Source organism: Metapseudomonas boanensis, from assembly GCF_042232855.1.
Taxonomy (GTDB): domain Bacteria; phylum Pseudomonadota; class Gammaproteobacteria; order Pseudomonadales; family Pseudomonadaceae; genus Metapseudomonas; species Metapseudomonas boanensis.
Map to the genome: position 1 here is coordinate 5672662 of NZ_CP113889.1, position 15794 is coordinate 5688455.

Below are 15794 nucleotides of genomic sequence, written 5' to 3' on the forward strand. Positions count from 1 at the left end.
TAACGAGGGATCGCTGCTGCGCGCTTACCGTGCTGCGACATATTCGTTCAACGCCGGCCCTTTCCAAACCACTCGAAAATACCGCCCAGCTCACGGAACCAAAGTTCGCCAGCAAGCTCTCCTAGGTCCCAAGCCCGTGCGTACATTAAAGTGATGCCCCATAATCGGAGGCGTTTGCAGCCACCCTTCCCCACCCGAACGAGTTCAGCGATGGAACACCGTGAAGCGCTCGTCGCTCTTCGAAACTATCTTTCCACCCAGATTCTCGGCCAGGAAAAGCTCATCGACCGGCTACTGATCGCCCTGCTCGCCGACGGACACCTGTTGGTGGAGGGGGCGCCCGGGCTGGCCAAGACCAAGGCAATCAAGGACCTGGCCGACGGCGTGGAGGCCGAATTCCATCGCATCCAGTTCACGCCCGACTTGCTGCCCGCCGACATCACCGGCACCGAGATCTATCGCCCCGAAACGGGCAGTTTCGTGTTCCAGCAGGGGCCGATCTTCCATAACCTGGTGCTGGCGGACGAAATCAACCGGGCGCCTGCAAAGGTGCAATCCGCGCTGCTGGAAGCCATGGCCGAGCGGCAAGTCTCCATTGGCCGCTCCACCTATGACCTGCCGCCGCTGTTCCTGGTGATGGCAACCCAGAACCCGATCGAACAGGAAGGTACCTACCCGCTTCCGGAAGCCCAGCTCGACCGCTTCCTGATGCATGTTCGCATCGGCTTCCCGGATGCCTCGGTGGAACGCAAGATCCTCCAGCAGGCACGAGGTGAAGCGCTGCATGGCGAAACCCGCGCTGAACACCAGGTGAGCCAGCAGGCCATCTTCGCCGCGCGCAAGGAAATCCTTGGCCTGTATATGGCCGACGCGGTCGAGGAGTACCTCGTGCATCTGGTCATGGCCACCCGCACCCCGGCCAAGTTCGACAGCGAACTGGCCGAGTGGCTGGCCTGGGGCGCCAGCCCCCGCGGGTCCATCGGACTGGACCGCTGCGCGCGCGCACATGCCTGGATGGCGGGCCGCGACTTCGTCAGCCCGGAAGACATCCAGGCGGTGCTCTTCGATGTGCTGCGTCACCGCCTGATCCTCTCGTTCGAGGCAGAGGCAGCCGGCATCGATCAGGATCGTGTCATCCAACGTATCCTCGACGTGGTGGCGGTGGCCTGAATGCGCCTGCGCGCTGCGAATTGGAAGCTCCGGATCAAGCGGCGCAAGGTCGCGCCATCCAGTTTCGAGCCGCCGGCCGCGAGTGCATCGGGTATCCACGTCAGCCTCGCCGAACTGATCGAAATGCGCCATCGCGTGCGCGAGGTCCATCTCTTCTCTACCCCGGCCCGGCGCAGCCCATTGATTGGCCTGCACCACTCCAAGCTACGCGGGCGCGGCATCGACTTCGACCAGGTGCGTGTCTACCAGCCGGGTGACGACGTGCGCACCATCGACTGGCGCGTCACCGCGCGAACCCAGGAGCCGCATACCAAACTGTTCCACGAGGAGCGCGAACGGCCAGTGTTCATCATGGTCGAGCAGAGCCAACGCCTGTTCTTTGGCTCGGGACTGGTCTTCAAGTCTGTCCTCGCTGCCCAGGCCGCCAGCCTGATCGGCTGGGCAGCGCTGGCCCACAACGATCGCATCGGCGGGTTGGTGTTCAGCGATCAGGAACACCACGAGATCAAGCCGCGCCGCAGCAAACAGAGCCTGCTGCAACTGCTCAACCGACTGGCCCGTGCCAACCAGGCACTGGGCACCCAGGCCGGCGCCCCTCGCGAAGGGCTCAGCCTGGCGCTGCGCCGTGCGCGCGAAGTGCTGCGCCCGGGCAGCCTGGTGGTGCTTCTCTGCGATGAGCGCACGCTGTCCGATACCTCGGAGCAGCAGATCACCCTGCTCGCCCGACACACGGACCTGATCCTGTTGCCAGTTTCCGATCCGCTCGACCACGCTCTTCCCGCGGCGGGTCTGTTGCGCTTCTCCGAGCAAGGCGCCCAGTTGGAACTGGACACCCATAACGCCGAGCTGCGACGTGCCTACCGTGAACTGGGCGAGGCCCGCACGGAACGTTGGGAACGGCTGGCGCAGAAACTGGGCGTGCTGTTGATGCCTCTGAGCACACAGGAAGGAATGATCGAACAGTTGCGCGACTACCTGCAGCACAAGGAGGGGTCGCAATGAACCCGCTGGACGCCCTCGAGCCCCTGATCGCACCGCCCCCCATCCCCTGGTGGCCGCCTGCCCCCGGCTGGTGGCTGCTGCCACTGCTGCTCGCGGGACTCGGCTGGGGCCTTTGGTCACTGGCTCGACGGCACCGTGGCGAGGCTCAACCCGAGGCCGAACAGCCCCTGGATCCGTCACGCCAGGCTGCACTCGCTGAGCTTGCCAGCCTGGTCAAACCCTATGACGGCGCGCCCGCCGGTACTTGGCTGCAGGAGCTCAACGGCCTACTCAAACGGTTGTGCCGCATGCACTATCCCGACGACCACAGCCATACGCTCAGCGGTCGTGCCTGGCTGGCCTACCTGGACAACCGCTGCCCCGCAGCCGGCCTGACCCGCTGGATGATCTTGGTGGAAGGTGCCTACCGCCCCCAATGCAAGCTGGACGACAAAGCCATCAACGGCCTCTACCAGGCAGTCGACACCTGGATCCGCAAGCATGTTTGAATTCACCTGGCCTTGGGCCTTCCTGCTCACCCCCCTGCCCTGGCTGCTGCGACTGCTGCTGCCTGCAGCCGACAGCGGCGAGGCGGCGCTGAAAGTCAGTTTCCTTTCCGATCTGGAAGGCCTGGTCGGACGCCGCGCCCGGGCCAATCTGCCGGCATGGCGGCAGCAGGCGCCCTTTATCCTGCTCTGGCTCCTGTTAGTGTCCGCGGCCGCTCGTCCGGAGTGGGTCGGCGAACCACAGCCGCTGCCCACCAGCGGCCGCGACCTGCTGCTGGCCGTGGATGTGTCCGGGTCCATGGACTACTCCGACATGCAATGGGAAGAGCAGGAGGTCAGCCGACTGACGCTGGTCAAGCACCTGATGGGCGAGTTCATCGACGGCCGACAGGGCGACCGGATCGGACTGATCCTGTTCGGCAGCCAGGCTTACCTACAAGCCCCGCTGACGCTCGACCGGCAGACGGTGAAGACCTGGCTGGACGAGGCGCTGATCGGCATCGCCGGCAAGAATACCGCCATTGGCGATGCCATTGGCCTGGCAGTGAAGCGCTTACGGCAACAGCCAGCCACCAGCCGGGTGCTGGTCCTTGTCACGGATGGTGCCAACACCGGCGGTGAGATCGAGCCGCTCACTGCAGCCCGCCTGGCCGCTGAAGAAAGCGTGAAGATCTACACCATCGGCATTGGTGCCGACCCGCAACAGGGCAATGCGCTCGGCATCCTGGGCCTGAACCCCAGCATGGACCTGGACGAACCCACCCTTACCGCGATTGCCGAGCAGACCGGTGGCCGATACTTCCGCGCACGCTCCAGCAAGGAACTTGCAGAAATCGAAGAAATTCTCGATCAACTGGAGCCGGTGGCGCAGCGTCCGAGCCAGGCGCGCCCGGCCCTCGCGCTGTACAGCTGGCCCCTCGCTGGCGCCGTCCTGATGAGCCTGCTGCTAGTCTGCCAGGCCCTCTGGCCGCACGCCCTGCGACAACGGCCACAGCTAAGCAAAGGTTGGCGGAGGCGCACATGAGCGAACCCTGGCCTTACTTGCTACGCCCCGGCTGGCTGCTGCTCGTTCCTTTGTTCGGCTGGCTGCTCTGGCAACTCTGGCATCGCGAGCGACGCAGTGGCCGCTGGGAGCAAATCCTGCCCGTTGCATTCCAGCCCTGGCTGTTGAACGGTGCCAGCCAGCGCCACAATCGCCTGCCCTGGTTGGCCCTTGGCTTGGCCTGGCTGCTGGCCCTGCTGGCCTTGCTGGGCCCAAGCTGGCAACGGGTCGAGCAGAGTACGCAAAAACGTGCGGATCCATTGGTGGTCATCCTGGAGCTGACCCCAAGCATGCTCGCCACCGACGTTGCGCCAAGCCGGCTGGAACAAGCCAAGCGCAAGATCAGGGACCTGCTCAATGCCCGGCATGATGCGCAGACGGCGGTGGTCGTCTATGCGGGCAGCGCCCACAGCCTGGTGCCGCTCTCGGACGACCTGATGACCACATTCAACCTGCTCGATGCGCTGAAGCCGTCGATCATGCCGAGTCCCGGCCAGCGTGCCGATCTCGCCGTGGACAAGGCACTCAAACTGCTGGAACAGGGCGCCCGGGGCCAAGGCCGGCTACTCCTGGTCACCAGCGGCCTGGACGAGGCAGAAGAACGGGGTATCAACAAAATCCTCGGCTCCAAAGGCGGGCGCCTTGCCATCCTGGGCTTAGGCACCGCTGCAGGTGCGCCGATCGCCCAGGAGGACGGTGGTTTTCTCAAGGACTCTGAGGGTGCGATCCTCCTGCCTAAGCTCGATGGCGCAGGGCTCCGTCGATTTGCCAGAGAATTGGATGGACGCTACGCCAGCGCCCAACTCACTGACGGTGACCTACGCAGCCTGGGCCTGCTCAATGGGGCAGAAAGCTTTCGTGAAAGTGGCGAAATTGCCCAACTGGCCACCTGGGCGGACCAGGGCCATTGGCTGCTTCTGCCCCTGCTCCTGCTTGCCGCCTGTGCCGGACGTCGAGGCTGGCTGTTCTGTCTGCCACTGCTCTTCGTCCTACCAAGCCCGGCAATGGCCTTCGAGTTGGAGGACCTCTGGCTACGTCCGGACCAGCAAGGCCAACGCCTGCTCCAGGCCCAGCGTCCGGCGGAAGCAGCGCAGCGATTCATCGACACGAACTGGCAGGCCTTCGCCCTGTATGAAGCAGGCGACTATGCAGCCGCCGCTGATCGTTTCTCCCAGGGCGACAATGCAGCCGACCATTACAACCGCGGCAATGCCCTGGCCAAGGCTGGCGAGCTTGAAGCTGCTGTGGACGCTTACGACTCGGCCCTGCAACGCCAGCCTGAACTACTGCCTGCGCAAAAGAACAAAGCCTTGGTCGAATCGCTGCTACGCCAGCGCCAGGAGCAGTCCTCGCAACAGCCCAGCGAAGACCAGCAATCTGCTGAGACTCAATCGCAAGCCAACCAGAGTAACGCCAGTACTCGCCCGGACGAAGCCGCTGACACACGGCAACCCGATGGCCAGACAGCCAAGCCCGACGAGGTGCAGACTGGACAGACCTCACCCAGCGAGGCAGCTCCGGGGAAGCCCGGCGAAGGCCAGGCCGAGCAGGATCTCGCTCAAAGCCCAACGGCCGGGACCGAGTCTATGGCTGACGAGCGCCGCCAGGCACTGGAGCAATGGCTGCGCCAGATTCCGGACGACCCAGCAGAACTGCTTCGCCGCAAGTTCTGGTACGAACAGCAACAGCACCAGGAAGACTCGCAATGATTCGCCTGCTTTGTGTCCTCCTAATCAGCTTCTTCGCCTTGCACGCCAGCGCGGCAGGCGTTACCGCCACGATCGACCGGACACGCCTTAGTGAAGGCGAAACGGTCGAACTAACCCTCGAGTCGGCGGACCCAACCCTGTTCGGCAAGCCCGATCTGACACCGCTCAATGAGCAGTTCGAAGTGCTCGGCACCCGCCAGATCAACCAACTCGGCACACTGAATGGGCAGAACGAACGGGCAACGCGCTGGATCGTCACCCTACAGCCGAAGCAGACCGGTTTTGTCGTGATCCCGCCGCTCCAGCTGGGAGATGCCAGGACCCAGCCCATCACCCTGCACATACAGAAGGCCAGCAAAGACACCAAGACCAACCTGGCCCCAGTGTTCATCGACGCCAGCCTCGACCAGGAAAGCGTCTACGTGCAGGCCCAGGCCGTCCTCACCCTCCGCGTCTACCACTCGGTATCGCTGTACGACGACAGCAGCCTCAGCCCGCTACAGATGGACGACGCCCGCGTCGAACAACTTGGCGAGCCGCGCACCTACGAAAAGGAAATCAATGGCGTGCGCCATGGCGTGATCGAAGTCCAGTACGCAATATTCCCGCAGAAAAGTGGACTGATCACGCTTCCGGCCCAAGTCTTCAGTGCAACCCTGGTCGATCGCGGCAAGACGGGGACTTACCAGCCATTCGGTCCGAAGCCAGGTCGACTGACTCGGGTCCTATCTCCCCAGATTCCGCTCACGGTTAAGCCGAAACCCGCGGACTACCCCGACAACGTGCCCTGGCTGCCGGCCCGAAACCTGACCCTGACTGAAGCCTGGAACCCCGATCCCAAGGGCGCCAAGACCGGCGACTCCCTGACCCGTAGTCTGATGCTTCAGGTCGACGGCCTTTCCAGCGCGCAGCTGCCCCCGCTGCCAGCCACGCAGGTCAAGGGACTGCGTCGCTACCCCGACCAACCTCAGCTGAGCAGCCAGAATGGCGAACGCGGAATGATTGGCAGCCGGGAAGAACGCGAAGCGCTGGTGCCAACGGCCAGTGGCCGCCTGGAGCTTCCGCCGGTGGAAGTAACTTGGTGGAGCACCAGGGACGACCGGCTGATGCGCAGCGAACTGCCTGCACGCACTCTGGAAGTCGCCATCAATCCCGAACTGGAGGCTGCCAACGTGCCACAAGCCGAAGCCTCCACCGACGCTCCGTCCACACAGGTCCGACTGTGGCCCTGGCAACTCGCCAGTGCGCTGTTCGCTTGCACGACCTTCCTGGGATTCAGCCTCTGGTGGCGCGCCCGCCGACAGCCGGCGATCCTGCCAACCGCCCAGACAGGACCGAGTCCTCGGACACTCCTCGATGACCTCAAACGTGCCTGCCAGTCGAACGACCCGCACGCCACACGCCAGGCCTTGGACGCTTGGGCCCGTCAGCAACCAGAAACCCTGGCCGACATGGCCGCACGCTTCGTTCCGCTGTCCGACGCCCTGGATGAGCTGAACGGAGCGTTATACAGCGAGGCAGGCCAGCGCTGGCAAGGCGAGGATTTGTGGAAGGCCATCCGGGCACTGCCTGCACAACAGACAGCGCAACAAGTTACGGTCGAGGCCAGCCAACTGCCGCCGCTCTACCCGCGTTGACCGTTGGACCGCTCCTCCCTGTGGGGCGAATTCATTTGCGAAGCAGACCGCAGGCCTGCCCTACGGGTCCCCGCCATGACTCGGAATCCCTATCCCCCGTCACGCTCGAACGCATGGCGTTCGGGCGCATCTAGACCCACATAAGCGGGCCTGCGTGCCCCTTCAGCGGGAAATCGCTGACCATGCAGAGAATGGCCTTGCGGCCGTCGCTTCTGGTGAACGAATCCATTCACCGTGTTTGCCTCAGCTGTTGCTACGACCCCAACACCTAACGCGAACAGCGCTGATCCATTCGCCAAGCGCCCCAAGAAAAAATTCAGCCATAAAAAAACCGCGGCCCAGAGCCGCGGTTTCTTCGTCGAGCTATCAGGCTCAGTGGGCGAACAGTGAACCACCGACCTTGCCCGCCAGCTTCTCGGGCTTGATCAGGAACCGTGCCAGGGCCGGCAGCAGCCACAGCGCACCAAACATGTTCCAGAGGAGCATGAAGGTCAGCATCAAGCCCATATCAGCCTGGAACTTGATCGCCGAGAAGATCCAGGTTGCCACGCCAATTGCCAGGCACAACCCGGTGAACAGCACGGCCTTACCTGTGGACTTCAGGGTCTGGTAGTACGCCTCTTGCAGCGGCAGGCCCGCGCGCAGGAAGCTTTCCAGGCGGCTATAGATATAGATGCCGTAGTCAACGCCAATACCCACACCCAGCGCAATCACTGGCAGGGTCGCCACTTTCACGCCAATACCCAGCCAAGCCATCAGCGCGTTACCCAGCACGGAGGTGAGGATCAGCGGCAGCACGATGCACAGGGTTGCAGCGATGGAGCGGAAAGTGATCAGGCACATCACCGCCACACAGATGTACACCAGGATCAGGATGGTCAGTTCAGCCTGGGCGATCACCACGTTGGTGGCCGCCTCGATGCCCGCGTTACCGGCAGCCAGGAGGAACTGCAGGCCCTCCTTGTTGTGCTCCTTGGCGAACGCCTCGACCTCTTTGACAGCGCGGGACAGGGTTTCGGCCTTGTGGTCGTTGAGGAAGATCAACACCGGCGCCAGCGAGCAGTCGGAGTTGTACAGGCCTTCTGCACGGCTGATCGAGTTGTTCAGCACGTCCTGATTGCGCGACAGGGTTTCCCATTTCAGGTTGCCCTCGTTCATCCCTTTGATCACCTGCTTGGAGACGGTGACCATGGAGATGGCGGACTGCACGCCAGGAGTGTTCTCCATCTTCCACATCAGCTCGTCCACTGGCGCCAGCGCCTCATGGGTCGAGCAGCCCTCAGGACCGGTCTTGACCATGACCACCAGCACATCGGAACTGGTGGAGTAGTTGTTGATGATGAAGTTGTTGTCCTGGTTGTAACGGGAATCAGGACGCAGCTCGGGGGCACCCTGGTCCAGGTCACCGATCTTCAGGTTCTGGCTGTACCAGAGGCCACCACCGAAAGCGATCAGCGCAATGACAACGGAGATCGGAGCCACGACCGGGTGAGCAAAGTTAGATAGCAGGCGCCAGAACGGATGATCGCGTACGGCGTCCTTCTTGCTCCGCTCGATGGCCTTCTTGCTGATGCCCACATAGGAGATCGCTACGGGCAGCAGGATCAGGTTGGTGAACACAATCACTGCCACGCCGATGGAGGCGCCAATCGCCAGCTCACGGATCACGCCGATGTCGATGATCAGCAAGGTGATGAAGCCCACCGCGTCCGCCAGGATGGCTATCATGCCCGGCAGGAACAGTTGTCGGAACGTCCGACGTGCCGCCGTCAGGGCGTTGTCGGCATCACTGGACTGCAGAGCGATACCGTTGATCTTCTGCACGCCGTGGGAAATCCCGATGGCGAAGATCAGGAACGGCACCAGCATCGAGTAGGGATCGAGACCGAAACCGACGCTGTGCATCAGGCCGAGCTGCCAGACCACCGCCACCAGGGTGGTGGACAGCACGGCGATGGTGCTGCGGATACACCAGGTGAACCAATAGAGCAGCACCAGGGTGATCAGGAAGGCGATGCCGAAGAACACCACCACCATGATCAGACCATCGATCAGGTCACCGACCTTCTTGGCGAAGCCCACCACGTGGACCTTCACGTTCGGGTTCTGCGCCTGGTACTTCTCGCGAATCTTCTCTTCCAGCTCATGGGAGAACTGGCGGTAGTCGAGCTTGAGCAGTTTGCCCTGATCGTTCGGGTCCGGGTAGGACTCGAGCAACGGCACGTCGATGATGCTGGACTTGAAGTTGTTCGCCACCAGACGACCGATCTGGCCGGACTTGAGCACATTGTTACGCAGATCTTCGAGAGTAGCCGTGGAACCATCATAGGTCTGTGGAATCACCTCGCCACCGGCGAAGCCTTCTTCCGTCACTTCGGTCCAGCGCACACTAGGACTCCACAGCGACTTCAGGCCCGAGCGATCGACGCCGGAGATGTAGAACACCTCGTCATGGATCTGGCGAAGGGTCTCCATGTACTCCTTGTTGAAGATGTCGCCGTTGACCGCTTCCACCGAGATACGCACGGTGTTGCCGAGGTTGGCCAGGTCATTGCGATGCTCGATCATCTTCTGGATGTAGGGGTGATGCAGCGGGATCATCTTCTCGAAGCTGGTCGAGGGCCGCACTTGCAGGGCCTGCCAGAATAGGAAGACGCTGACCAGCAGGCAGATGATGATCACCGCCGGCCTGTTGTTGAAGATCAGGCGCTCCAGGAAGGTCGCCTTGTCCTGGTGATGGGTACTCATAAAACGCTCCCGCCTTTCTTATAGTTGGCCCAGCTCGGCGCCGGTCGGTGATGCCACACGCACGCCGCCCTGTCCCACCAGGATCAGGTTGCCCTTGTCGTCGGCGATGACGCCGGCCAGCGACATGCGATCAGCGCGGTTGACCACACTGAAACTGCGACCGCTGTCATTGCTCTTGAGGACGCTACCGCCGTGGCCGACCACCACAAGGCTGCCATTGGGCAGCAAAGCGCCCCCGGACAGTCCGAACTCCAGCTCGCCACCGGTGGTTTTCAACGGAATGGTTTCCCAGGTGGTTCCGAAGTCGGCAGAGCGGAATAGATGGCCACGCAGGCCATAGGCAATCACCACGCCGGAGTCGGCCGCCCCCAGAACGCCGAACAGAGAGCCCTCATAGGGGCCCTGGATGCGCTCCCAGGTTTCACCCCAGTCCGCGGAGCGGAACATGCTGCCCATCTCGCCGACCACAAACAGACCAGAGTCCTTGACCGCTGTGATGGCGTTGAGGTGGTACTGGTCCTCGTTGTCGAGGCGGTCACTGACGTCATCCCAGTGCTTGCCGCCATCTGCGGTGGTCAGCAAGGCGCCGTAGGCCCCCACGGCGAAGCCGGTGTTGGCATCCTTGAACCAGACATCCAGCAGCGGGGCTTCACGCTGCAGGTCTTCGAATTGCAGCGTCCAGGTAGCGCCGCCATCCTCGCTTGCAAGAATCTGCGCGTCGTGCCCGACTGCCCAACCCTTTTTGTCATCGATGAAGTAGACAGAAGTCAGCATCTGACGAGTCGGCACCTTGGCCTGACTCCAGGACTTTCCATCGTCATCGGAGTACAGGATGTGGCCACGATCGCCTGCAGCCACCAGGCGTTTGCCGGCATGAACGACATCCAGCAGCAGGCTGCTGACGGCCTTGGGAGATTCGATTGAGGAAGACGAAGCATCGGCGGCAAGCGCGGATGCGGTGATTGGCACAGCGGCAACGGCGACGACGGACAGCACACTGAACAGCGAGAGCGCTTTGGCCAGCGGCGAGTGGAAGCGAAACGTCGGCGCGCGGAAGGACTCCACAGGCAGGCCGAACTGGGTGCGCCGCATGACGGGCTCACTCATACACCTTTCCCCTTTTTGTTATAGGTAAAGCTGCCCAGGGAGGCAGCAGCGACCTAATCCTAGCCAGCTTTGGAAAGGCTGCACAATCAGCGGGACGTTATGTTTTGTTAAGCAAGAAAGACGCTGTGTAACCGACAAGACAATTCCAACTCGGCCCGTCGGAGGCGCAAAGCGCAGGATGGGTCACGCTTCAGCGATCCATGCTGCGGCCAGTGCGAGGCGGATTGATGACACATCGCCACCCAACACTGGGGGCAAGTGATACCGGCAGCCAAGAAAAAGGCCGCTAGGAGTAGCGGCCTCTTGCTTGGTTCTGCGCGGACATCTGCCCGAGCCGCGGACCTGACAGGAACGGACTCCCGCAGGTCACACCGCACTCAATCAGCCAAACGCCAGGTTGTGCCACCCTTGCTGTCCTCCAGGACAACGCCCATGGCCGTCAGCTGATCGCGAATTCGGTCGGATTCCGCCCAGTTCTTTTCCGCGCGGGCCTGGAGGCGAGCCTGGATCAATGCCTCCACCTCGGCCGCATCCACCTTGCCCTCAGCCCCCGCACGCAGGAATGCGTCCGGTTCCAGTTGCAACACGCCGAGCAGGCCAGCCAGCTCCTTCAGCCGGGCGGCCAGGGCGGCAGCAGCTTGCAGATCGGTATCGCGCAGTCGGTTGACCTCACGCACCATCTCAAACAGAACCGCACAGGCTTCAGGACTGTTGAAGTCATCATCCATGGCCGCACCGAAGCGCTCGACGAAGGCCTCTCCGCCTGCCGGTGCCGCATCAGGCAGCCCTCTCAATGCATGATAGAAACGCTCGAGCGCACCCTTGGCTTCCTTGAGGCTTTCCTCGGAATAGTTGATGGGGCTGCGATAGTGGCTGGACACCAGCAGATAGCGAACCACTTCCGGGTGATACTTTTCCAGCACTTCGCGAATGGTAAAGAAGTTGCCCAAGGACTTGGACATCTTCTCGCCATCTACCCGAACTGCACCGGCGTGCATCCAGGCCTGGGCATAAAGCTTGCCAGTGGCCGCCTCGCTCTGGGCGATCTCGTTCTCGTGATGCGGGAACACCAGATCCGGGCCACCGCCGTGGATATCGAACGTTTCGCCCAGACAGCAGGTGGACATCACCGAGCATTCGATGTGCCAACCGGGACGCCCCGCCCCCCACGGTGACTCCCAACTCGGCTCGCCAGGCTTGGCGCCCTTCCATAGCACGAAGTCCAGCGGATCTTCCTTGGCCTCATCCACCTCGATACGGGCACCGATGCGCAGATCCTCGATCTTCTTGCGCGACAACTTGCCATAGCCGACGAATTTGCCGACCCGGTAATAGACATCTCCGTTGCCGGGCGCATAGGCGAAACCCTTGTCGATCAGGGTCTGGATCATGGTGTGCATGCCGGCGATATGGCCGGTGGCACGTGGCTCGATATCCGGACGCAATACGGAAAGGCGTGCCTCGTCCTCATGCATCGCAGCGATCATGCGCTCGACCAACGCCTCGAACGGCTCGCCGTTCTCGTTGGCACGCCGGATGATCTTGTCATCGATGTCGGTGATGTTGCGCACATAGGTCAACTCAAAGCCGCGGTGACGCAACCAGCGCGCCACCACGTCGAAGGCCACCATTACACGGGCATGGCCGATGTGGCAGAAGTCATAGACCGTCATACCGCAGACGTACATGCGCACCTGATTGCCCACCAGGGGCTTCAGCGCTTCCTTGGTCTTGTTCAGCGTGTTGTAGATCGACAGCGTCATCATTGGCCCCAGGAGTCACGCAGGGTCACGGTACGGTTGAACACCGGCTTGCCGGGTTGCGAATCCTTCAGGTCGGCGCAGAAGTAACCTTCGCGCTCGAACTGGAAGCGGTCTTCCGGCTGGGCCTGAGCCAGGGACGGCTCGGCACGACAACCCGTCAGCACTTGCAGAGACCCCGGGTTGATGTTGTCGAGGAAGCTACCGCCCTCCTCCGACTTCTCCGGGTTAGCCGAGCGGAACAGGCGATCATAGAGGCGAACTTCGCACTCCACGCTGCCCTCGGCAGGCACCCAGTGGATAACACCCTTGACCTTGCGACCTTCAGGGTTCTTGCCCAGGGTGTCCGGGTCGTAGCTGCAGCGCAGCTCGACGATGTTGCCGTCGGCATCCTTGATCGCCTCATCAGCACGGATGACGTAGCTGCCGCGCAGGCGTACTTCGCCATTGGGCTCAAGGCGCTTGTAGCCCTTGGGCGGCTCTTCCATGAAGTCTTCACGGTCGATGTACAGCTCACGGGCGAACGGCAGGACGCGAACACCCATGTCTTCCTTCGGATGACGTGGAAGTTCGAGATTCTCCACCTGACCTTCCGGATAGTTGGTGATCACCACCTTGAGCGGGCGCAGTACACACATGGCGCGCGGGGCCGTGGCATCCAGATGATCACGGATGCTGAACTCGAGCATGCCGATGTCCACCACACCGCTGGCACGGTTGACGCCGATCATCTCGCAGAAATTACGGATGGACTCGGGCGTGTAGCCACGACGGCGATAACCGGACAGGGTGGACATGCGTGGATCATCCCATCCGCTCACATGCCCCTCGTCCACCAGCTGCTTGAGTTTGCGCTTGCTGGTGATGGTGTAGTTCAGGTTGAGGCGCGAGAACTCATACTGGCGCGGTTCTGCGGGTACCGGCAGGTTGGCCAGGAACCACTCGTAGAGCGGACGATGGTCTTCGAACTCCAAAGTGCAGATGGAGTGGGTGATGCCTTCGATGGCGTCCGACTGACCATGGGTGAAGTCGTAGCTCGGGTAGATGCACCATTTGTCGCCGGTCTGGTGGTGATTCGCGTGGCGGATGCGATAGAGGATCGGATCGCGCAGGTTCATGTTCGGCGACGTCATGTCGATCTTGGCTCGCAACGAACGGGCACCATCGGGGAACTCGCCCGCCTTCATGCGTGCGAAAAGGTCCAGGTTCTCTTCTACCGAGCGATCACGGAACGGGCTGTTCTTGCCTGGCTCAGTCAGACTACCGCGGAATTCGCGTGCTTCTTCCGGGGACAGGTCGCAAACGAAGGCTTTGCCAGCCTTGATCAGCTCTACTGCCCAAGCATGCAGCTGGTCGAAATAGTTGGAGGCATAGCGCACTTCGCCGGCCCACTGGAAGCCCAACCACGTCACATCGCTTTCGATGGCATCGATGTATTCCTGGTCTTCCTTGGCCGGGTTGGTGTCATCGAAGCGCAGGTGGCAGTCGCCGCCGAACTCCTTGGCCAGGCCAAAGTTCAGGCAGATAGACTTGGCATGACCGATATGCAGGTAGCCGTTGGGCTCCGGCGGGAATCGGGTGACGATCTTCGTGTGCTTGCCGGCATCCAGATCGGCCTGGACGATCTGGCGCAGGAAGTTGGAGGCGGCGGGAGTCTCTGGCTTGCTCATGGTGTCCTTGGTCATGCTGGTGCGCGGCTCAGGGTAGGCCGGCCAAATCAAAGCGCTTATCATAGCCGAAGCTGTCAATCCCCTGACAGGCCTTGGATTTCTCGACAGAGCGAATACCCCAATGATCAAGCTGCACACCAACCATGGCGTCATCACCCTGAAACTCTTTGAAGACAAAGCCCCGGAAACCGTGGCCAACTTCAAGGAGTACGTGAAGTCCGGCCATTACAACGGCACCATTTTCCACCGTGTGATCGGCAACTTCATGATCCAGGGTGGTGGTTTCGAGCCGGGCATGAAGCAGAAGCCGACTCGCGCGCCTATCAAGAACGAGGCCAACAACGGTCTGTCGAACAAGGTTGGCACCATTGCCATGGCTCGCACCATGGAGCCGCACTCGGCTTCTGCCCAGTTCTTCATCAACGTCGCTGACAACAGCTTCCTCAACCACAGCGCACCGACTGTCCAGGGCTGGGGCTACGCCGTATTCGGTGAAGTGGTCGAAGGCATGGACGTAGTGAACAAGATCAAGGCCGTCTCCACGACCATGAAGGCCGGCCACCAGGACGTACCGGTCGACGACGTCATTATCGAGAAGGCCGAGATCGCTGAGTGATATTGCTGATCTCCGATCTGCACCTTGAAGAGGAGCGCCCGGACATAACCCGGGCGTTCCTTCATTTCCTGCAGACGCGCGCGCCCCAGGCGGAAGCTCTCTACATCCTCGGCGACTTCTTTGAGGCCTGGATCGGTGACGATGCCATGACCTCCTTCCAGCGCTCGATCGCCCAAGCGCTCCGTCAGCTTTCCGACACCGGCACCCGCATCTACCTGATGCACGGCAATCGCGACTTCATGATTGGAAGCGCCTTCTGCCGCGAGGCCGGTTGCACGCTGATCCCGGACCCGAGCCTGGTCCAGCTGAACGGCGAACCCGTCCTGCTGATGCACGGCGACAGCCTGTGCACCCGCGACGAGGCCTACATGCGCCTGCGTCGATGGCTGCGCAACCCTGTCTCGCTGTGGATACTGCGCAACCTGCCGCTGAGAACCCGCCACAAGCTGGCCCGGAAGTTACGCAATGAAAGCCGCATGCAGACCCGGCAGAAAACGACCGAGATCACCGATGTCACTGCCGAAGAGATTCCGAAGATCCTCCGCGAACATGGCGCCAGGACTCTGATCCATGGCCACACCCACCGCCCGGCATGCCACGACTTTGCTCTCGACGGCCAGCCTGCGCGGCGCATCGTGCTTGGCGACTGGGATCGACAAGGCTGGGCCCTCCAGGTAGACGAACAAGGTTTCCAGCAAGCGCCCTTCAGCCTTGCCTGATTCGCTCGATACCGCGCATTGGTGCCGACCCACGGGCAGCATTTCCGCACAAGAAAGTGCGAGCCAGAAGGACACCGTTCATCGTCAGGAATAAAGAAGCGCCCACTTGGGCGCTTCCTTTGAGCAGCT

Annotated in this window: 12 protein-coding genes; 8 read left to right on the forward strand and 4 right to left on the reverse strand. The window is 62.0% G+C overall.

The window, feature by feature from the left end; genetic code table 11:
* Positions 1-210 precede the first annotated feature (210 nt).
* The 6 genes from OXH74_RS26285 (at position 211) to OXH74_RS26310 (ending at position 7045) form a co-directional block, all read left to right on the forward strand.
* Entirely contained in the window at positions 211-1170 is a 960-nt protein-coding gene (locus OXH74_RS26285) for a MoxR family ATPase (protein ID WP_215381489.1), read from the forward strand.
* Between the two features lie 123 nt (positions 1171-1293).
* On the forward strand, positions 1294-2172 hold the full coding sequence (locus tag OXH74_RS26290) for a DUF58 domain-containing protein (protein ID WP_375741690.1): 879 nt from the start codon (positions 1294-1296) through the stop codon (positions 2170-2172).
* Positions 2169-2660, forward strand: coding sequence for a DUF4381 domain-containing protein (locus tag OXH74_RS26295; RefSeq protein WP_375739545.1), 492 nt, complete (start codon positions 2169-2171; stop codon positions 2658-2660). Before OXH74_RS26290 ends, OXH74_RS26295 begins: the two co-directional genes overlap by 4 nt.
* Positions 2653-3681, forward strand: coding sequence for a VWA domain-containing protein (locus OXH74_RS26300; protein ID WP_375739546.1), 1029 nt, complete (start codon positions 2653-2655; stop codon positions 3679-3681). The genes OXH74_RS26295 and OXH74_RS26300 overlap by 8 nt, the downstream gene beginning before the upstream one ends.
* Positions 3678-5408, forward strand: a complete 1731-nt coding sequence (locus tag OXH74_RS26305) for a VWA domain-containing protein (protein ID WP_375739547.1) — start codon at positions 3678-3680, stop codon at positions 5406-5408. Before OXH74_RS26300 ends, OXH74_RS26305 begins: the two co-directional genes overlap by 4 nt.
* Positions 5405-7045, forward strand: coding sequence for a BatD family protein (locus OXH74_RS26310; RefSeq protein ID WP_375739548.1), 1641 nt, complete (start codon positions 5405-5407; stop codon positions 7043-7045). The genes OXH74_RS26305 and OXH74_RS26310 overlap by 4 nt, the downstream gene beginning before the upstream one ends.
* A 372-nt stretch (positions 7046-7417) precedes the next feature.
* Here OXH74_RS26310 and OXH74_RS26315 read toward each other — a convergent pair whose 3' ends face one another.
* From OXH74_RS26315 to OXH74_RS26330, 4 genes are all read right to left on the reverse strand, one after another.
* Positions 7418-9793 (reverse strand): RND family transporter, encoded by a 2376-nt coding sequence (locus OXH74_RS26315; protein WP_375739549.1) that lies wholly within the window; start codon positions 9791-9793, stop codon positions 7418-7420.
* Between the two features lie 18 nt (positions 9794-9811).
* Positions 9812-10900 (reverse strand): WD40/YVTN/BNR-like repeat-containing protein, encoded by a 1089-nt coding sequence (locus OXH74_RS26320; RefSeq protein WP_375739550.1) that lies wholly within the window; start codon positions 10898-10900, stop codon positions 9812-9814.
* A 377-nt stretch (positions 10901-11277) separates the two neighbouring features.
* Positions 11278-12663: a cysteine--tRNA ligase gene (gene cysS, locus OXH74_RS26325; RefSeq protein ID WP_375739551.1), complete on the reverse strand. Its 1386-nt coding sequence runs from the start codon at positions 12661-12663 to the stop codon at positions 11278-11280.
* Positions 12663-14330: a glutamine--tRNA ligase/YqeY domain fusion protein gene (locus tag OXH74_RS26330; protein ID WP_375739552.1), complete on the reverse strand. Its 1668-nt coding sequence runs from the start codon at positions 14328-14330 to the stop codon at positions 12663-12665. Before OXH74_RS26330 ends, cysS begins: the two co-directional genes overlap by 1 nt.
* Before the next feature lie 121 nt (positions 14331-14451).
* Between OXH74_RS26330 and OXH74_RS26335 the strand changes: the two genes are divergently transcribed.
* Together OXH74_RS26335 and lpxH are read left to right on the forward strand one after the other, a co-directional pair.
* The gene (locus OXH74_RS26335) at positions 14452-14946 is read left to right on the forward strand and encodes a peptidylprolyl isomerase (protein ID WP_215381646.1); all 495 of its coding nucleotides are present in this window, start codon (positions 14452-14454) and stop codon (positions 14944-14946) included.
* Positions 14943-15665 (forward strand): UDP-2,3-diacylglucosamine diphosphatase, encoded by a 723-nt coding sequence (gene lpxH, locus OXH74_RS26340; protein ID WP_375739553.1) that lies wholly within the window; start codon positions 14943-14945, stop codon positions 15663-15665. The genes OXH74_RS26335 and lpxH overlap by 4 nt, the downstream gene beginning before the upstream one ends.
* Positions 15666-15794: the final 129 nt, after the last annotated feature.

Excerpts from the sequence above, each read along its gene's own strand:
- OXH74_RS26285 (WP_215381489.1), top strand. The coding sequence starts at position 211 with ATGGAACACCGTGAAGCGCTCGTCGCTCTTCGAAACTATCTTTCCACC.
- OXH74_RS26290 (WP_375741690.1), top strand. The coding sequence starts at position 1,294 with ATGCGCCATCGCGTGCGCGAGGTCCATCTCTTCTCTACCCCGGCCCGG.
- OXH74_RS26295 (WP_375739545.1), top strand. The coding sequence starts at position 2,169 with ATGAACCCGCTGGACGCCCTCGAGCCCCTGATCGCACCGCCCCCCATC.
- OXH74_RS26300 (WP_375739546.1), top strand. The coding sequence starts at position 2,653 with ATGTTTGAATTCACCTGGCCTTGGGCCTTCCTGCTCACCCCCCTGCCC.
- OXH74_RS26305 (WP_375739547.1), top strand. The coding sequence starts at position 3,678 with ATGAGCGAACCCTGGCCTTACTTGCTACGCCCCGGCTGGCTGCTGCTC.
- OXH74_RS26310 (WP_375739548.1), top strand. The coding sequence starts at position 5,405 with ATGATTCGCCTGCTTTGTGTCCTCCTAATCAGCTTCTTCGCCTTGCAC.
- OXH74_RS26315 (WP_375739549.1), bottom strand. The coding sequence starts at position 9,793 with ATGAGTACCCATCACCAGGACAAGGCGACCTTCCTGGAGCGCCTGATC.
- OXH74_RS26320 (WP_375739550.1), bottom strand. The coding sequence starts at position 10,900 with ATGAGTGAGCCCGTCATGCGGCGCACCCAGTTCGGCCTGCCTGTGGAG.
- cysS (WP_375739551.1), bottom strand. The coding sequence starts at position 12,663 with ATGACGCTGTCGATCTACAACACGCTGAACAAGACCAAGGAAGCGCTG.
- OXH74_RS26330 (WP_375739552.1), bottom strand. The coding sequence starts at position 14,330 with ATGAGCAAGCCAGAGACTCCCGCCGCCTCCAACTTCCTGCGCCAGATC.
- OXH74_RS26335 (WP_215381646.1), top strand. The coding sequence starts at position 14,452 with ATGATCAAGCTGCACACCAACCATGGCGTCATCACCCTGAAACTCTTT.